At 62.9% G+C, this 16,803-nt stretch carries 15 protein-coding genes; 9 read left to right on the top strand and 6 right to left on the bottom strand.

Translation table 11 applies throughout. From position 1 onward, the window contains the following. Positions 1-80 precede the first annotated feature (80 nt). Positions 81-1,100: a lysylphosphatidylglycerol synthase transmembrane domain-containing protein gene (locus tag EAO80_RS01480; RefSeq protein ID WP_122088172.1), complete on the top strand. Its 1,020-nt coding sequence runs from the start codon at positions 81-83 to the stop codon at positions 1,098-1,100. A gap of 59 nt (positions 1,101-1,159) precedes the next feature. Next, entirely contained in the window at positions 1,160-1,702 is a 543-nt protein-coding gene (locus EAO80_RS01475; protein WP_122088171.1) for a DedA family protein, read from the top strand. Positions 1,703-1,911: 209 nt separating this feature from the next. On the opposite strand, the gene EAO80_RS01470 is transcribed toward EAO80_RS01475, so the two are convergent. Beyond that, entirely contained in the window at positions 1,912-2,118 is a 207-nt protein-coding gene (locus EAO80_RS01470; RefSeq protein WP_122088170.1) for a cold-shock protein, read from the bottom strand. Between the two features lie 548 nt (positions 2,119-2,666). On the opposite strand from EAO80_RS01470, the gene EAO80_RS01465 reads away from it, so the two are divergent. Next, complete coding sequence (locus EAO80_RS01465; protein WP_122088169.1) at positions 2,667-2,936, top strand: DUF7571 family protein; 270 nt, start codon at positions 2,667-2,669, stop codon at positions 2,934-2,936. 145 nt (positions 2,937-3,081) lie between these two features. Here EAO80_RS01465 and EAO80_RS01460 read toward each other — a convergent pair whose 3' ends face one another. Further along, positions 3,082-3,510: an SHOCT domain-containing protein gene (locus EAO80_RS01460; protein WP_211330607.1), complete on the bottom strand. Its 429-nt coding sequence runs from the start codon at positions 3,508-3,510 to the stop codon at positions 3,082-3,084. Positions 3,511-3,860: 350 nt separating this feature from the next. Here EAO80_RS01460 and EAO80_RS01455 point away from each other — a divergent pair, with 350 nt between their 5' ends. Beyond that, positions 3,861-4,634, top strand: a complete 774-nt coding sequence (locus EAO80_RS01455; protein WP_245998386.1) for a TrkA C-terminal domain-containing protein — start codon at positions 3,861-3,863, stop codon at positions 4,632-4,634. A 220-nt stretch (positions 4,635-4,854) separates the two neighbouring features. Here the strand turns inward: EAO80_RS01455 and EAO80_RS01450 are convergent, their stop codons facing one another. Next, positions 4,855-6,267, bottom strand: a complete 1,413-nt coding sequence (locus EAO80_RS01450) for an arylsulfotransferase family protein (protein ID WP_122088168.1) — start codon at positions 6,265-6,267, stop codon at positions 4,855-4,857. Between the two features lie 197 nt (positions 6,268-6,464). On the opposite strand from EAO80_RS01450, the gene EAO80_RS01445 reads away from it, so the two are divergent. The 5 genes from EAO80_RS01445 (at position 6,465) to EAO80_RS01425 (ending at position 12,637) form a co-directional block, all read left to right on the top strand. Further along, positions 6,465-7,916 (top strand): O-antigen ligase family protein, encoded by a 1,452-nt coding sequence (locus EAO80_RS01445; RefSeq protein ID WP_245998385.1) that lies wholly within the window; start codon positions 6,465-6,467, stop codon positions 7,914-7,916. Between the two features lie 373 nt (positions 7,917-8,289). Further along, positions 8,290-9,291: a sugar transferase gene (locus tag EAO80_RS01440; RefSeq protein WP_162993826.1), complete on the top strand. Its 1,002-nt coding sequence runs from the start codon at positions 8,290-8,292 to the stop codon at positions 9,289-9,291. Then, complete coding sequence (locus EAO80_RS01435) at positions 9,288-10,472, top strand: glycosyltransferase family 2 protein (protein ID WP_122088166.1); 1,185 nt, start codon at positions 9,288-9,290, stop codon at positions 10,470-10,472. Before EAO80_RS01440 ends, EAO80_RS01435 begins: the two co-directional genes overlap by 4 nt. 42 nt (positions 10,473-10,514) lie before the next feature. Beyond that, positions 10,515-11,432, top strand: coding sequence for a glycosyltransferase family 2 protein (locus EAO80_RS01430; protein ID WP_122088165.1), 918 nt, complete (start codon positions 10,515-10,517; stop codon positions 11,430-11,432). A 53-nt stretch (positions 11,433-11,485) separates the two neighbouring features. After that, a complete protein-coding gene (locus EAO80_RS01425) occupies positions 11,486-12,637 on the top strand; it encodes a glycosyltransferase family 4 protein (RefSeq protein WP_122088164.1) in 1,152 nt (383 codons plus the stop codon). Here EAO80_RS01425 and EAO80_RS01420 read toward each other — a convergent pair. From EAO80_RS01420 to EAO80_RS01410, 3 genes are all read right to left on the bottom strand, one after another. Continuing rightward, positions 12,592-13,851: an O-antigen ligase family protein gene (locus EAO80_RS01420; protein WP_122088163.1), complete on the bottom strand. Its 1,260-nt coding sequence runs from the start codon at positions 13,849-13,851 to the stop codon at positions 12,592-12,594. The two genes, EAO80_RS01425 and EAO80_RS01420, sit on opposite strands and share 46 nt — an antisense overlap. Positions 13,852-14,023: 172 nt before the next feature. Continuing rightward, positions 14,024-14,923 carry a glycosyltransferase gene (locus EAO80_RS01415; protein ID WP_122088162.1) on the bottom strand — a complete coding sequence of 300 codons (900 nt, stop codon included), beginning with the start codon at positions 14,921-14,923 and terminating at the stop codon, positions 14,024-14,026. 7 nt (positions 14,924-14,930) lie between these two features. Further along, on the bottom strand, positions 14,931-16,727 hold the full coding sequence (locus tag EAO80_RS01410; RefSeq protein WP_122088161.1) for an ABC transporter ATP-binding protein: 1,797 nt from the start codon (positions 16,725-16,727) through the stop codon (positions 14,931-14,933). Between the last annotated feature and the right edge of the window lie 76 nt (positions 16,728-16,803).

The raw sequence follows: 16,803 nt of genomic DNA, 5'->3' as shown, positions 1-16,803 counted from the left end.
ACGGCGATAAATCGGTCGACATCCGGCGGATCGGCGTCGAAATCAGATGGTTGAAAGGGGACTCGGGTCTCCTATACGGTATGGAACGCCGGAACTGGCGGGCGTTGGTCGTCGGGTTCATGGGGGCGTTTGCCCTCATTGCCGGCCTGTTCGCCGTCGTCGGTGCCGGTGACGTCCTCGAAGCGCTGGCGACCGCCGACCCGTTACTAGTCGCCGTATCGGTCGGCTGTGCCGTCCTATGGCTGGGCGCGTGGGGGTTCGTGCTTCAGACGGTGCTGGGAACCCTCGGCGTCGATCTCCCGACCGGCCGGTCGCTGCTCGTCTACGCTGCGGCCGTCTTCGCCAACAACGTGACGCCGTTCGGGCAGGCCGGCGGCGAACCGATCGCGGCGCTACTCATCTCGAAGGTCTCGGACGCACGTTACGAGACAGGGCTGGCCGGGATCGCAACCGTCGACGCCCTCAACGTCGTTTCATCGCTCTCGTTGATCGCCGTCGGCGTCGGCTACTACGCGACGACGGCCACCATCGGCGGGCGGTTGGCGGTCGCCGTCCAGTCGGCGATCGTCATCGTCGCAAGCGTCACGGTCCTGCTGTATCTCGTCTGGCGCTACCAAGAAGCGATCGTCGCCCGCCTTTCGGGGGCGGCTGCGGCTGCGGTCGTGCGGCTCCCGGTCGGCGGGTCCGATTCAGACGCCATCGCCGAGGACGTCTCCCAGCGACTGCGGCGGTTCTTCGCCCACATCGAGCGAATGGCAGTCCAGCGCCGTCGACTGGCCGTGGCGTTCGGTCTGTCGACGGTGGGGTGGCTGCTGCAGGCGGCCGCACTGCTGGCTGCGTTCGCGGCCCTCGGCCACAGCGTTCCAGTGCACATCCTCGTCTTCGTGATCCCCCTTGGAAACCTCGCCGGCGCGACCCCGTTGCCGGGCGGGCTCGGCGGCATCGAGGCCGCGTTCGTCGCGCTGCTCGTCCCGACGACCGGACTTCCCGCCGCAACTGTCACCGCGGCGGTCGTCATCTACCGCGGGGCGATCTACTGGCTGCCAGTGGTCATCGGCGGTAGTTCGATGGCGGCCTTTAGCGCGCGAACAGTGGCGTGAACCGGTCGCGTTCAGGAAGAGAGAAGGTTTAACTCCGGCTCCCCTCCAACGAATTAGCAATGGATCCGCTGCAGCTCGACCACGTCCCGACGGAGGTCGAGATGCTGTTTACCTCGGAGTTCGCCCTCGTCGTCCTGTTCGGTATCAGCGTCCTCGAGGGGACGATGATGCTGCGGTTCATGCCGAGCGAACTGGTCGTCCCGAGCGCACTCCTGTTGATCGGGTCGTCGGTTCCCGACGTGATCGCGATCGTCGCGGTGGTGGTCGTCGGGACGACGGTCGGGCAGTTCCTCCTGTTCCGTCTCGTCCGCCGGGCGGGCCGGAACTACATCCTCCAGAAATCGTGGGTTCCGGTGACCGAATCCCGGCTCGAACGGGTCGACGGCTGGTTCGATCGCTGGGGCCCGGTCGCCGTCCCGGTCAGCAACACGATGTTGTTCGTGCGCGGTCTGTTGACGATCCCAGCCGGACTCTCCGATATGAACGGACGAACCTTTGTCGTTCTCTCCGTTCTCGGCTCGCTCTCCTTTCAGTCTATCCTGGCGGCGTTGTACCTGTTCGTCGATTACCAGTTCGTCCTCGATAACTACCTGCTCGTCTGAGGGAACCGCAACACGGGGAACAGTCAAACGGCACCGAACGGCTCCGTCGATATTCTAGTCGGTCAATGCTCTCAGGGATACGTGCCATCCTCCCCGGGGTAAACGGCGGGACTCTCTCCTCGAAGAAAGAGAGCCTCAGCTGGAACGTGTAATCGTTCGAAAAATCGAAGGTAGTGTTTGTCGCTGTGAGCGACGAGTGTGTCTCGGTATTACTGTCGGACGACGTTCGCCGCACGAGGTCCCTTCGGGGAGGACTCGATGTCGAACTCGACATCAGTACCTTCTGTCAGGTCCTCTCCGCCGACATCCTCCATGTGGAAGAAGACGTCTTCGTCGTCGTCGAGGTCGCCGTCATCAGTCGAAATGAAACCGTAGCCGCCAGTATCGTTGAAGAAATCAACCGTTCCGTTTGCCATTACAAACAACTGTAGTCTCCAGTGACTGATAACACTTCCGAGTGTCGTGATACCACTGGTCTGTTTTACCTGAACCGCAGGCGGGTAAGGCTCCTTCCTCAACGAGCGAAGCGAGTAGGGAGGGGATACGCCCGTCGTCATCGTCTTTGAAACAAAATATATCAATATAATTACTACCCGCGCGGTCGAACAGGGTAGTAAGATGCTCACCACGATGCGTCCGATGTTCAAAGGCAAGAACACGCCTGCATCGGTCGTGTGGCCCGAGTGTCGAGTTGGTAGGAGCGGGACACTCCGAATCGCCCGTCAAGGGAAATCGCCTGCGGAGTCTGGAATCCCTGTGCCTTTGGGTATAAATTCCGACACAGAAACAGGAAGCCCCGCCCTCAAGAAGCGAGGGGCCGGTAGCCCCGAGCGCGGTAGGACGGGGTAGTTCACTATACACGCCAAACGATTGGTCGTACGTACAGTTCGTTCGGATTTCGGTGACCAGTTCTGTTTCGGGGTAGATATTTACCGTGCGGTCACGAGGTATGGTATGTATCGCCATGAAACCATGCCAGAACTGCCAGACGGTCATCGACGAGTATCTCCTCGATAAACAACTCGAACCCCTGCGCGAACTCACGGTTGACCACTTCAGCGTCTGTGCGGACTGCACGACCATCGTCGCGGATGCGTGCGTGAAGTGTGGCGGCGCGGTGTACGTTCCCCGAAACGAATCAGTCACCCCCGACTACTGTCCGGCGTGTCGGTCTGATATCATAGACCGCACCGGTCATGACCCTGGCTGGCTGCGTAGCCACGTGTCCACCTAAACGGTAGTCGCTCTCCGCTCTCAAACAATATTTTCGTCAAGGTGACCGCTCGATAGACACGCAGACTGGGTGTGGATTCAGTGGCTATAATTTCTTCGCTGGAACAACCGTTAGATAGTTCGTGCGAATGAACCAGTTCTCTATTTCAGTTGGTATGATCCGTTAGTCGTTCTCGTGCTTTGTCCCGTTCTGTGGACTTATTTACCGACTCGGTTTCCAACAGCTTCTCTACTTTCTGCTCAAACTGTTCGTCAGTGAGTTCTCCACGGGCGTATCGACTCTGAAGAATTTCGAGCGAGTCGGCTGAATCAGTGGATATCTCTTTTGAAGCACTTTCAGAGGGACTCTGGGAGTCTCCAAACGCTGTGTTCCAGAGGTGATACTGACTCGAATCATACGCATCTGGATCCGGTGGAACCTCTTTAATCGCGAATTCCATCACTCCAGAGACAAGCATCGCTGCAACCAACGCCCAGTACCACGGGACCGAGAATCCCACATACAATCCTAAAACGATGAGAGTTCCAACGGCGAGAGTGAACCAATGATCATCAGACCCCAGCAGTGAGGACATTGGTATTATTCCTCCTCTCTCGTTCTGGTAAACGATTTCATTATCTTCTGACAATCTTCTCACTGACGGTTGATAAGTTTTGCATCCGTTTGACTCGACGGGAGAGTTCCCTGTATATAACGGTTGATGCCACCATTAGTTCCCAGCCAGAATGAATGAAGCAGCTGTTGCGTAGAGATACGAACCTAACGCGGTTATTCATAGTAGATAATAGATGTGCTGACGGAGCCGTGCTGAATACAGAGCGTAGATACAACACGATCTGAAAGTCGGTTGCCAAAGAGGTGTGACCGCTCAGTACAGGATACTAATTGTGTCCTGGTCACGTGCGAGGATTCTTTAACAGTACCATGGTAGATACGCACATGGTTGCATCAACCCAAATTTTCTCGATCTTCATTATCTTCGCACTCTCTCTACTTGTCATTCGGATTGGCTCAGTTGCGCTTCGGATGACCGGACTGTCGCCCGATGTCTCCTCATTTCAGGCCGCATCGGCGTTCTCTGGAGCCGGTTTTACGACTGAAGAGGCCGAATTTGCGGTTTCTGAGCCCAGCAGACGAACCACTGTCTTATGGTTAATTCGCATTGGGAGTATCGGTGTCGTGGGTACACTTGCGTCGCTTCTCCTGTCATTCATCAACTCTGGTGGCGAAAATTCGCTTACGCTCGTCTACGTTCTTGGGGGCGTACTTCTGATTATTGCCGCCGCGAAGAGTCAGTTGCTTAATGAAGCCGTTACACCACTCATTGAACGGGCTCTCGAACGGACGACAGACTTAGAGATCAAAGACTATACCCAGATGCTTGGACTCCAAAGCGAGTATCGGGTCGCCGAAGTAGACGTGAGCCAGGACGACTGGATCTCGAACAATAGCGCCGACGAAATGAACCTCGCTGAAGAGGGCGTGCTCTTGCTCGGCATTCGGCGAAATGGCGACTACATCGGTGCCCCAAGATCAGATACGGAGATACATCCTGACGACACTGTTGTCCTATACGGAAAGAAAAGCCGGTTGCAGGAACTCTCTAACCGTGCCGAGGGCAATGTGGATGCTCACGAAGACGCGATTGAGGAACACAAAGATGTACTTGATGAACAGGCCGAGCTTATCGATCAATGAGTACGCCTACCCACCAGCTATTTGATTCCTGACAAACTGGACTGAACGATGACCGTATGCTGAATACATCTCTGTAGTCAGCACGCAATTTTTGACAGCTATCAAGGAGATCAAGTTCCGTTATCTGCTTGGCCTCTATCTAACGATTCTTCGCTTTGTCCTATGAGCAGTCGGGAGTTCGACACAGCAAAACGGACCGTCGTGTGAACGATGTTCCGGCCTACCGGTTCCGATAGAACGGCGAACGCATCCCAATCCCCCGATCGGAGAGCTGCCAGCCGAGTTCGGACCCGATCCACACGAGAAGCGTCAGGAGGCCGACCCCGATGGCGGCGAAGTGGGCCGTCCCCATCCACACCGGGCTGACGAACAGGATTCCGTTGGTGATCCGGTGGGGGAGCAGCGACTCGATGACGGCCCCGATGCGATCGAAGAGCCCGATGAGCGGATCGAGCGGGCTAAAGCCGTCTCCACTACTCTCGTCGGCGCTCTCGTCGGCCGTGCGCGACTCGTAGCCGAGCTGCTGGGCGCTCTCCCCGCCCGTACTCTCATCGCCGGTCTCCAAGCGTTCGGCCTCGTAGGGCATCGTCGAGGCGACCTCCCAGACGATCTCGCCCTCGGGGTTCAGTTCCATCACTCGGTTCCCGTGGCTGTCGGTGACCAGCGTGTTCCCGTTGGGGAGGCGGTCGGCGTCGCGGGGCCACTGCATCTGTCCGTCGGACCACTCCCACGTCTGGGTCCACTCGCCGTCCTCGCGCTGGTACTCCTCGACGTTGCCGTGCTCCGAGTCGGCGACGGTGATCGCCGGCCCGCCGTTGTCCGTCGGGATGTAATCGGGGTTGTGCTGCTCGAAGAGCACGTCGTACTCGTCGTCCGAGCCGAGCGTCCAGTCCTCAAGGACGCCCTCGTCGGGATCGACGAAGACGACCTGGTCCTGGTTACGCATGCTAACCATGACCGTGCCGTTCAGTTCGTGGCCCTCGTCCTCGACGTACTCGACGTCGTTGATGTGCGTCCAGTCAGTCGGGTAGGAGCCGCCACCCTCGACCGGGTAGTCGGCCTGAGCGTCCCAGGTCCACTCGATCAGGCCCGTCTCGACGTTGAGGACGTACACTTGGTCGGCGTGGATATCGGCGACGAGGAACCGATCCTCGCCGATCCGGTCGGCGTCGTGCCACTCGGCGGCGGTCTCCTGAGGTTCGTAACGCTCGGCGAGCACCTCGGTTTCACCGGTCTGGAGGTCGGTTCGCTCGATGACGTTCCGTGCACAGGGCGGGGAGTCACAGGTCGGCCCCTCCGTGTGGATGGTGTCGGTCGCCGTGTACTCGACGGTCAGCGGGTCGCCCTCGACGGGGTCGACGTCGAAGTACTTCGTTCGCTCGTTCTCGTAGTAGAGGACGCTCCCGTCGGGCTCGTAGGCGGTGATCGTTCCGGCCCGACCCGATTCGGTGATGACCGTATGGTTCCCGGTCGATTCCGCGCGCGGGACGTCCGCCTCGGACGCCGTCGAAAGCCCGCCCCCGGTCGCACCGCTTGCGAGGACGGCGATCGAGAGGACGATGATCGCCGCGAACAGGGTTCGAAACCGGGTACGGGTGAGTCCTGAGCGGATCCGAGCGCTCCTAGACGACACGATCGGTCCCTACGGTGAGTCCATGGATGCGTTCCGATCGTCGATTCATCGAGTTCTGATGACGCGTTCCGCGCGGGCGGATATAGGCGTTGTTCATTACTCTTCGCCCGACGATCGACAGCCGAAAGGCGCATAACGGTCATAGGATATTCTTTTGTAACTAGATAACTAAAGGTAAATAGAATTAACTGCGGGCAATGCATCCGCTGCTCGCCCCACTTTTCGCGGTTCTCCTCGGATTAGCCGTGCTAACGCTTGCGACTGATTACTTCGAGGCGATCCATCTCGTGCTCGCGTACCTCCTTTTCGTCGTGATCGCGCTCACCGTCCGCGACCACGACGAGAACGACGGGATCTCCCCCTTGCACTCGCTGCAGACCGCACTCGTCTTCGCGATCGGCGTCTCGCTCATCACGCTCGTCGTCGGCGGACTCGGGCTGCGGAGCCTCGAGTTGCTCGCGGTGCTCGCGCTCGTGTTCACGTTCGTCCTCGCACACGCGGGCCTTCGCCGGTCGATCCCGACGACTGCGCCGTATCTCGCGGCGTTCGTCATCCTGTTCGGGCTCTTTCTCTACCACGGGCGCGTCCACGGAGCGGGCTCGGGGCTGGGGCTGTTTCCGGTGCTCGCGGGGATCGTCCTCGCGTTCAACTGTTTCGTCATCCCGCGATACGTCTCGGCCGATGACGCCTACTGGTCGATCGCCGCGGTCTCGGGAGCGGTATCGCTACTGGGTCTCGCAGCGATCGTCGTCGGCGAGTTCTCGGTCTGGCACCTCGAGGTCCGGACGTGGGACGGAACCGCGTGGTTCGGCGGGGTTCCGATCATCCGCTCGGTGTTCGCGAACCCCAACACGCTCGGCCTGCTCGCCTTTCCCGGCGTCGTTGCGAGCGCCGTCCTCTGTCATCGGTCGTTCCGGAATGAGGTGCCGTCGGTGCGGACGGGGCTGGCGGCGGCCGCACTCGGGACGTCCGTACTCGGTTTGCTCCTCTCGAACAGCCGAGCGAGCCTGCTCGCGGCCGCCGTCGCACTCGGAATCTACGGTTCGACGGCCCTCAAAGGGCGGCGGGTCCTGCCCGCCGCAGTGGCGCTCACCGCGATCGCGATCCCCGGGTTCCTGCTCGCGATCTCCATCGGCGTCGTTCCAATCGACCCGACGAACCGCTTTACGCTCTGGCAGGCCGGCTTCGAGGCCGTGCGTTACGATTCGGGTCTGTTCGGCCAGGGGATCGTCGGCACGAGCGAGGCGCTCGAACCGTACTCCGCGCGGGGAGAGTCCGTCCACAGTTCGTATCTCTCGATCGCGATCAGAACCGGGATCGTCGGCGGGGTGGCGTACTGTCTGCTCGTGGTCGGCCCCCTCGTTCACGGCGCGTGGCGGTTCAAGCGTGTCGAGACGGGAATGTTCGCGCTGGCGGCGGGGTTTGCGGTCCACCAGCTCTTCGAGGGCTACACCCTCTTTCAGTTCGGCCATGGTTCAGTGCTCGGTGCGCTCGCGGTCGGCTACGTCATCACCAGCCTGATCGAGAGCGGCCGCGCCGTGTCGACGCCGGCCGACATCAATCGGTCCGAATCCGACGACGTGGAGTTCGTGACCGGGCTACCGGCGGTACCGTCGTCCCCGATGGAGTCCCTCCGTCACGACGACTGAACGCGACAACCGTTCCGTATTCTCGGCGGTGCTGTCGGCACACGCGTCGAAGCAGCGGCTCGGCCATCAGGACGATCGCCGTCGCACGCCGAGAGGAACGATGAGACTGTCGTGTCGGTCCCGGTCGGCTAGGAAGGCGGCCCGCGAACGGCCCCCGGCGTCGGGGTGTATGAATAGGTATCCTTTTACTGTCGACGGAGAAACAGCCGAACGAAGCGAACGGATCGCGCGATCGGACGCAGTGTTCGATTCGGAGCCCGACATGAGGGGATGCTCCGCCGATGAAACACGCCTACAGCGGGCCGAAACAGGCCGTCAGAACGGGGACGGGGGTCGATCAGTCGGCGGTCCAGACGAGCGGGGGGCGGTAACGATGGTCGAAGTGTCGTCGCGTACGCTCGTCGTCGGTGACGACCCCGAGCAGATCCGGCGGCTCGCGGAGCGATCGGAACCGTTCGTCGGCTATCTCGTCTCCGAGGACGTCAACCGGGAGCTCGAGGACGCTCTCTCGATGACCGACGGCGGGAAGCGCGCCTACGCACTCGGCTGGCTCGGTTCCCCCTCCCAGTTCGAGAGGGTTCTCTCGGAGCTCGAGGTCGACGCGGTCGTCCTCGCGTTCGAGGCGCTCGGGCGCGGGCAGTTCGTCGACCAGCTGACGACCTGCTACGAGCGCGGGATCCCGGTCGCGGTCCACCGGAACCAAGCGAACCGGGTGTTGACCGTCCCCGATGCGGACGGGGAGTTGCTGCGGGTCGACCTCGAGCCGTGGAGTCGATCCGAGCGAGCGTTGAAACGGGGGTTCGACGTGTTGTTCGCCGCCGTGGGGCTGGTGTCTCTCCTGCCGCTGATGGTCCTGATCGCGGTCCTAATCAAGCTCGACAGCGCCGGACCCGTGATCTACACCCAGCTGCGAACGACGCGCTTCGGCCGGACCTTCGAGCTCCCGAAGTTCAGAAGCATGGTCGAGAACGCCGAGGTCAAAACCGGCGCGACGCTGAGCAGTGAGAACGCCGGCGGGTCGGACGAGCGCGTCACTCGCGTCGGCCGACTCCTCAGACGGACACACTTCGACGAGATCCCCCAGCTATGGTTGATCCTGCGGGGGCCGATGAGCGTCGTCGGACCGCGCCCGGAGCGCCCCGAGATCGACGCTCGGATCGCCACGTCGCTTCCCGAGTGGTCCCAGCGCTGGTTCGTCAAGCCCGGTTTGACGGGGCTCGCGCAGGTCAACGACGCGACGAGCTTCTCACCGGAACGAAAGCTCGAATGGGACCTCGAATACATCCACCGCCAGTCGTTTGCGTTCGACCTGCGTCTAGTCGGCCATCAAATCAGAATCGTCCTTCGAGACGCGTTCGCCCTCTGGGGACGATGACTCGGATCAGTGCAGTCCGACGCGTGGCGACGGCGGCGCTCGCGGCGCTGTTCTGGGGCGCGCTGTTCGCGCTCGCCCAGACGTACGTACTGTACGGCGCGCTCCTCGGCGCACTCGCGGGCCGTTCGGAGCCGGAGAGCGATCGAAATCAAAACCACGAGTACCCGACCGTCACCCTCGTGATCGCGGCGTACAACGAGGAGGGAGTCATCGCCGAGAAGATCGAAAACAGCCTCGAACTCGAGTATCCCGACGACAAGCTGGAGGTCGTCGTCTTCTCCGACGCCTCCTCGGACCGGACCGACGAGATCGTCGCCTCGTACGCCGACCGGGGCGTCGAGCTGCGGCGCATCGAGGGCCGGGTCGGCAAGACCGCCTGTCAGAACGCGGTCGTCGAGGACTGTGACTCGGAGGTCGTCGTCTTCTCCGACGCCAACGGAATGTACGAACCCGACGCGATCGAGCGGCTCGTCGAGCGCTTCGAGCCGGGTGTGGGCTGTGTCGTCGGTGAGCTCCGCTACCGGGAGGCCGGCGTCGAGGGCGAGTCGGTCTACTGGCGCTACGAACGCCGGCTCAGGACCCTCGAATCGCGGATCGGCACGCTCGTTTCGGGCAACGGCTCGATCTACGCCGTTCGGCGCTCGTCGTACGTCCCGCTCGATTCCGACGAGATCAGCGACTTCGCGGAGCTGCTGGCGGTCATCGAGACCGGCGAGCGGGTCACGTACGCCCCTGAGGCGATCGCCTGGGAGGACACCGGCGACTCGGTGGACTCGGAGTTCGATCGGCGCGTGCGGATCACCACCCGCGCGTGGCACACCCTCGTGCGATATCCGTCGTTGCTCGATCCCGTCGCCCGCCCGAGGGTCGCCTTCCAGCTCACCTCGCATAAACTGTTGCGGTGGCTCTCACCGGTCTTTCTGGGGATCGCCTTTCTCGCGAACGTCGGGCTGGTGGCGCTGGGTGCGGGCTGGCTCTACGCGCTCTCGCTCGTCGGTCAGACGGCCTGTTACGCGCTAGCGGGGGTCGGCGGGCTGGCCGAGCGGACGGGCCGGCCGACGGGGCGGCTCGTCTCGATCCCGTACTACTTCCTGAGTTCGAACTACGCGATGGCGCTGGGGCTGAAGAACTTCCTCGCGGGGCGAAACGTCGTCACCTGGGAGACCGTAGAGCGGGAGTGAATCCAGCAAGCTACAACACCCTCGACGGGCTATCGGGAAACAATGCCCGTCGTCAGCGTGGTAATCCCGACGTACAACCGGGCCGGTCGTCTCGGACGCGCGATCGAGAGCGTCCTCGCCGGGAGGTTCGAGGACTACGAGATCGTGGTCGTCGACGACGGGAGCACCGACGACACCGAGGCCGTCGTCACCGGCTACGACGACGGGAGGGTTCGATACGTCTATCAGGAGAACGCGGGAGCGAACACCGCTCGCAATCGGGGCGTCGCGGAGTCACGAGGGGAGTTCGTCTCGTTTCTCGATTCCGACGACGAGTTCCACCCCGAAACTCTCGAGGTCGCGGTCGATACTCTTCGAGGGGAGCCCGACTCGTGTGCCGGCATCGCGACCTCCTACCGGAAGATCCGTGACGGCGAGGTCTACGCAGTCATCGAGGCGGTCGACGGACGGATCACCCGCGAGGACATCGTGGACGCGAACGTGATCGGCGGCTTTTCGTGTACGACGTTTCGCCGTGAGGTGTTCGACCGTGTGGGCGGGCTCCGGGAGGGGTTGGCCTCCTCGCAGGACTACGAGTTCTACCTACGGGTGCTCACGGAGTCGGACTACTACATGGTCGGGGTCCCTCGGGTGCTCGTGGACTATCACGCCCATGGCGAGCAGATCACGGCCGACATCGACCGCAAGATGGCGGGCCAGCAGTTCATCCTCGAGGAGTACGGCGACGTGATCAGCGACAAGCGCCGCGCCCAGCACCACTATCTCCGGGGGACACTGTACGCCGACACCGGCAAGATGGACCGCGCCAGAGCCGAGTTCAAGCGCGCGATCGGGACGGATCCCACCTACTATCTCTACTACTTCCGGTATCTCACGACGTATCTCGGAAAGGGCGGCTACGACCGCGCCGAGGCCGCACGCAACCGGGTCAAACTCGCGCTTCGGCGCGCGACTGGGTAGGGAACGTCCGACACGGACCCTTCTTGTCGCCCCGGCGTAAACGCCTCGTGTAGATGAGTTCCGTCTGTATCCTGACGACCGTCCACCCGACGAGCGACCAGCGGATCTTCCGCAAGCAGGCCCGGGCGCTCGTCGACGGCGGGTTCGACGTCAGCGCCGTCGCCCACCACGACGGAGACGAACGTCGAGACGGCGTCGAGATCCGCTCGTTGGGCGAAGTCGACACCCGTTTCGACCGATGGCGCCACGTCTACGACGCCTACCGAACGGCAGCCCGCCTCGATGCCGACGTCTATCACTTCCACGACCCAGAACTCCTGCTCGTCGGCGCGCTGTTGGCCCGACGAACCGACGGGAAGGTGATCTACGACGCCCATGAGTACTACCCCGACGCGATCTACATGCGCGAGTGGATCCCAATGCCGATCAGATGGCCGCTCTCGCGTGCGTTTCCGTACGTCGAGTCGGCGTTCGCCCGAGAACTCGACGCGATCATCACTGCCGACGAGCCGACCGCCGAGGCGTTTCGCCGGCGCGGTCACGAGCGGGTCGTGACGATCAGGAACTTCCCGCGGATCGAGTCGATCTCGGTCGAACCGTCGGTCGAGCGCGATCACGATCAGCTGCTTGCCTACGTCGGCCAGTTGAGCCCCGAGCGTGGGCTGTTCCGGATGTTGCGACTGGTGGCGCAGCTTCGGGAAACGACGAACGAGGACGTCGGGCTCTGGTTGCTCGGCGAGTTCAAAAACGACGAGACGGAGCGCCGGGCTCACGACCTCATCGCCGAGCACGACCTCGAGGCGAGCGTCCGGCTGTTCGGGCGCGTCGAGTACGAGGCGGTCGTTTCGGTCCTCGCGGCGACCGACGTGGGGTTGGCCCTGATCGATACGGAGCGCTGTCGGCGAAACGTCCCGACGAAGCTCTTCGAGTACATGCTCGCCGGATTGCCGGTCGTCGCCACATCGGGGCGCTCGATCAGGCGGTATCTGGACGAATCGCTCGGCGCGTTCGTCCCCGAGGACGACACCGAAACACAGGCGAGCGTCGTCGCGGAGCTACTCGCCGACGAGGCACGGATGAAGAGAATGGGCAAGCGGGCGGCCGAGACGGTCCGGACCGACTACGCCTGGGAACGCGAGGCCGACCGCCTGCTCGACCTCTACGAGAAGCTGCTGGGGGAGACGCGCCCCGCAACCGGACGATAACAGAGCAGCCCCAGCACCGCGAACAGGTAGCGGTTCTCGTTCAGATCGCCGGTGACCATCGCGTTGAGCAGCATGAACAGACAGAGCGCGCCGATCACGACCGATTCGGGACGGCGATGGGCCAGCCAGCCACGAACGAGGACCGCGCCGCCGTAGACCAACAGGGCACCGAACAACGCGAGCCCGACCAGCCCGAGTTCGAACAGCAGTTCGAGGATGATGTTGTGCGGGTAGCCGGCCTCGTCGCCTCGCCCCATCGCGATCGGCCAACTACCGAGACCCTGGCCGAGGAGCCGGTTGCCCGCATACCACATCTCGGGAGTCACGGTGTAATACGTTAGTCGGCTGCCGAGCGATTGGCCGGGCCCCTCAAGCAGGATGAGGAATCGACCGACCCCGCGGATCGAGCGACCGACGGTCAGGAGCAGACCCCCGAGGACGGCCCCGCCACCGAGGACGGCGACCACCATGCGGCGGCTGAACGTCGGAACGATTCCCTCGGAAGCGATGGCGGCACAGACGAGTGCGGCCATCGAGACCCCCGTCGCGACCATCGGACCGCGCCCACCCAGTCCGACGAGCGTGAGCAACGAGACCGCGATCGCGCCCGCGACGAGCCCCCGTTCCCGCGTTTCGAGCGGGCGAAAGAGCAGGAAACCGGTGAGGATCACCACCCCGAACCCGATCGCCCGCCCGACGATGAGGTAGGTCGTCCCGAGTGGCTCGGGGGTGGTGGTCGGGCGCAGCATGGACGGGGCGGCCGAGACGAGTGCGCCGACCGTGATGAGCAGTGCGAAGCCGGTGACGACGGCGAAAAATCGCCGGGTCCGAGTCGGGTTCTGAGCGATCGCGAGCCCGCCGACGAACGAGAAGGTGGTCGCGGAGGCCAGCTTGAAGGCCTTCTCGGCGTAGTAGACCCGACTCGGCGACCAGAGCCCCGAGAGAAGCGCATACAAGACGAAGAGCCCGAACAGGGCGGCGGCGACGACCGCCCGCGGAGGGCGCGGAAAGCCCCGTTGGATCCAAAGCCGGAGCCCCACAAGACCGGCCAACCCGCCAAGCAGTGCCGTCAGGTCGACCGGAATCCAGGCGAACGGGGCCCAGGCCTTGTAGACGCCGGCGAACAGAAAGAGCGCGAAGAGCGCCTCGAAGGAGACGAACCGGCGAGCGCTCCCGAGCGACTCGTCGAGTACGGTTGGAGTGTGGTAGTCCATCGCGGATCTATTCGGATCCCGCTCGGTGGGATCCGGGTCGAGCCGCGGCTCGGGAGTTCGGCGTCCCCCCCACCGGGGACCGTCCGTCAGCGAGACGATACACTGTCTAGAGGAGCACGCCCCCAGCATAAGAACGTACGGATACTCGGCGCCGTCCGTCGATTCGTGCGAACTAGGTCAAGCGGCGCGTTTCGGCCATCTCGAGAAGGTAGCCGGTCGTCTTCGAGTACTTTCGAAGTACGTCGAGCGCGTAGAACGCGAACAGGTCCGAGCGCGGGACGTCGGCCCGGCGGGCGCGCATTCGCGAGCGAAACGTGATCGGGTTCGGTGGGAGACATCGACGGGCGAACCGCTCCGCTCGCTCTCGGGGTGGTCTATCATCCGGCCGGCGCTGGTAGATGCCACGCCCGACGCGGACGTACTTCTTCGTGAGGGCCCGCAGGGACTCGCGGGCGGGGTGGTACATGGCGACCTCGGGGGCGTATTCGATCCCGTAGCCCGCCGCGTGGACGCGCTGCCCGAACTCCGCGTCACCGCCCGACACCAGCGTCTGGTCGAACGGGCCGACGTCCTCGATCACCGCCCGGCGAACCAGCAGACAGCACGTCGGCGCGTAGTGGTGTTCGCGCACATAGGACTCGACCGGAAAGCCCGACAGCTGGTTGTAGCGCGCGACGGTCGTCTCCCGGTCGGCGATGATCTCGACTCGACAGCCCATGTAGGCCGCCTCGCGCCGGTCCATGGCTCGGAGGGCCGACGACAGCCAGTCGTCCTCGACGGTCATGTCGGCGTCAACGAAGGCGAGAACGTCCCCATGGGCATGTTCGATTCCCCTGTTGCGGGCGGCGTACGACCCCTGGATATCGTCCTCGACGAGTAGCGTCACGCGGGGATGGGCCGATTCGTAGTCCGCGGCGACGGCGGGCGTGTCGTCGGTACTGCCGTTGTCGACGACCAGCACCTCGTAATCGGGATAGGTCTGGGAGACGAGCGCCGAGAGGGTTCGGTCGAGCCCCGCGGGATCGTTGTAGACCGGGACGATCACCGAGGCGGCGGGATCGGAGCCGGTCATGAGGCTCTCAGCTCCGTGACTGGATCGCGTACAGTTCGGCGTACGTGCCGCCGGTTTCGAGCAGCTCCTCGTGGTCGCCGACCTCCGTGATTCGACCGTCCTCGACGGTGTAGATGCGGTCGGCGTTGCGCACCGTCGAGAGACGATGGGCGATGGCGACCGTCGCGTACTCCGAATCGACCGCCTCGATGCCGGCGTGGACCTCGCCTTCGAGATGGGAATCCAGATCGCTCGTTGCCTCGTCGAGGATGAGGATGTCGGCGTCCTTCAGCAACGCGCGGGCCAGCGCGACGCGCTGGCGCTGCCCGCCCGAGAGCTGCACCCCGTTGTCCCCGAGGTGGGTATCGTAGCCGTTCGGCAGCTCATCGAAGAACTCCGAGACCTTCGAGATCTCACAGGCGGTGTCCAGCTGGGACTGGGAGACGGTCCGGTTGCCGATCGTCAGGTTGTATTGCAGCGTCTCGTTGAAGATGTAGGGGTCCTGACGGACGATCGCGATCTTCTCGCGCCACTCGTCGATGTCGAACTCGTTGATGTCGGTCCCGTCGGCCCGGATCGTTCCGGTAGTTGGGTCGTACATCCGGGCGAGCAGCGAGACGATCGTCGACTTGCCCGCACCCGAGTGGCCGACGAAGGCGATGAACTCGTCGCGGTCGACCGCAAACGAGATGTCCTTCAGGACGTCGTCCTCGGTGTCGTACGAGAAGGAGACGTCCTCGAAGGTGACCTCCTGGATGGACTCGGGCGGGCGCTTGCCCGGCTGGCGTTCGGTGTTTTCTTCGAGTTCATCGAGGAACAGCTGGGTACGTACCAGATGAGGTAGATCGCCCTCGAGGTTGTAGGCGTAACTGTTCATTCGGCTGACCCGCGGGGCGAGGCGGAACATCGAGAAGAGGAACACCCCGAGTGCGCCCAGCGAGAGGTCGGCGTACACCAGCGCGACGTAGATCATGATGAACACCGATGCGGCGACGACGAACTGATAGAAGTTGTCGATCGCAGCCTCGTTGCGTTCGAGCGAGATGGTCGCGTCCGCGAACTTATCGACCGCGCGCTCGAAGACGTGATACACCTCGCGTTTCATGTTAAAGAGCTTCACGTCGCGGATCCCCTGGGTCCCCGCCTGAACCGACCCCTGAACGGTCTCGTTGGCGTCGGCGACCCGGTCGCCGACCTCGTAGCCGGGTTCGATGAGATGCCGAACGACGAAGGTGATCCCGCCGAAGACGACCGCCGCACCGAGGGTGAGCCACGGCGCGATGACGAACGCGATCACGAGATACATTACGCTCAACAGGAACTCCTGGAAGAGCTTGATGCCGGTCTCGATGACCCGGCCGACGTACTTCGTCTGGGTAATGATCGCGTTGAGGATGTCGTCGCTGCCCTCACGGTCGAAATAGGCGGTCCGCGCATCGAGTGCGAAGTCGAAGGCGTCGGCGCGCTGGTCGCGGATGTAGTTGGTCTTGAGCGAGGCCCGGAGCCACGCGACGCCGAAGCTCAGGCTGAACCGGGCGAACATGACCGCGGTTACCCCGACGATGACGGCTTCGAGGGTAAAGGGGATCCCGAGGAGTTCGTAGACCTGGACGAACATGCTCATGAGCAGGTCGCCGTCCGCACCGGACGCACCGTTGCCCTGAACCAGTTCGATGATCGGGAGCAGGAAGCTCAGACCGACCGCTTCGAGCAGGGCTGCAAAGAAGCTCAAAACGATGATACCTACAGTAAGCAGCGGGCGATAGTTCGCGACGCGAACGAGCGAGTTGGCCTTCTCGCGGCGGCCGATTGGTACGTCGTTCATGGTGACGGGGTGATCGATAGGGGAGAGCGCATGAACCGGTCTCTATCGTTCGATTCCCAGCGACGGCAAAAAGCGT

The organism is Halalkalicoccus subterraneus, assembly GCF_003697815.1.
In the GTDB taxonomy this organism is placed as follows: Archaea; Halobacteriota; Halobacteria; order Halobacteriales; family Halalkalicoccaceae; genus Halalkalicoccus; species Halalkalicoccus subterraneus.
This window is presented reverse-complemented; position numbering and strand designations above follow the sequence as displayed.

Bases quoted from the DNA above. Each gene is read 5' to 3' on its own strand.
- EAO80_RS01415 (WP_122088162.1), bottom strand. From the start codon at position 14,923: ATGACCGGCTCCGATCCCGCCGCCTCGGTGATCGTCCCGGTCTACAAC.
- EAO80_RS01470 (WP_122088170.1), bottom strand. From the start codon at position 2,118: ATGGCAAACGGAACGGTTGATTTCTTCAACGATACTGGCGGCTACGGT.
- EAO80_RS01455 (WP_245998386.1), top strand. From the start codon at position 3,861: ATGGTAGATACGCACATGGTTGCATCAACCCAAATTTTCTCGATCTTC.
- EAO80_RS01430 (WP_122088165.1), top strand. From the start codon at position 10,515: ATGCCCGTCGTCAGCGTGGTAATCCCGACGTACAACCGGGCCGGTCGT.
- EAO80_RS01475 (WP_122088171.1), top strand. From the start codon at position 1,160: ATGGATCCGCTGCAGCTCGACCACGTCCCGACGGAGGTCGAGATGCTG.
- EAO80_RS01425 (WP_122088164.1), top strand. From the start codon at position 11,486: ATGAGTTCCGTCTGTATCCTGACGACCGTCCACCCGACGAGCGACCAG.
- EAO80_RS01445 (WP_245998385.1), top strand. From the start codon at position 6,465: ATGCATCCGCTGCTCGCCCCACTTTTCGCGGTTCTCCTCGGATTAGCC.
- EAO80_RS01435 (WP_122088166.1), top strand. From the start codon at position 9,288: ATGACTCGGATCAGTGCAGTCCGACGCGTGGCGACGGCGGCGCTCGCG.
- EAO80_RS01410 (WP_122088161.1), bottom strand. From the start codon at position 16,727: ATGAACGACGTACCAATCGGCCGCCGCGAGAAGGCCAACTCGCTCGTT.
- EAO80_RS01460 (WP_211330607.1), bottom strand. From the start codon at position 3,510: ATGTCCTCACTGCTGGGGTCTGATGATCATTGGTTCACTCTCGCCGTT.
- EAO80_RS01420 (WP_122088163.1), bottom strand. From the start codon at position 13,851: ATGGACTACCACACTCCAACCGTACTCGACGAGTCGCTCGGGAGCGCT.
- EAO80_RS01465 (WP_122088169.1), top strand. From the start codon at position 2,667: ATGAAACCATGCCAGAACTGCCAGACGGTCATCGACGAGTATCTCCTC.
- EAO80_RS01480 (WP_122088172.1), top strand. From the start codon at position 81: ATGGAACGCCGGAACTGGCGGGCGTTGGTCGTCGGGTTCATGGGGGCG.
- EAO80_RS01440 (WP_162993826.1), top strand. From the start codon at position 8,290: ATGGTCGAAGTGTCGTCGCGTACGCTCGTCGTCGGTGACGACCCCGAG.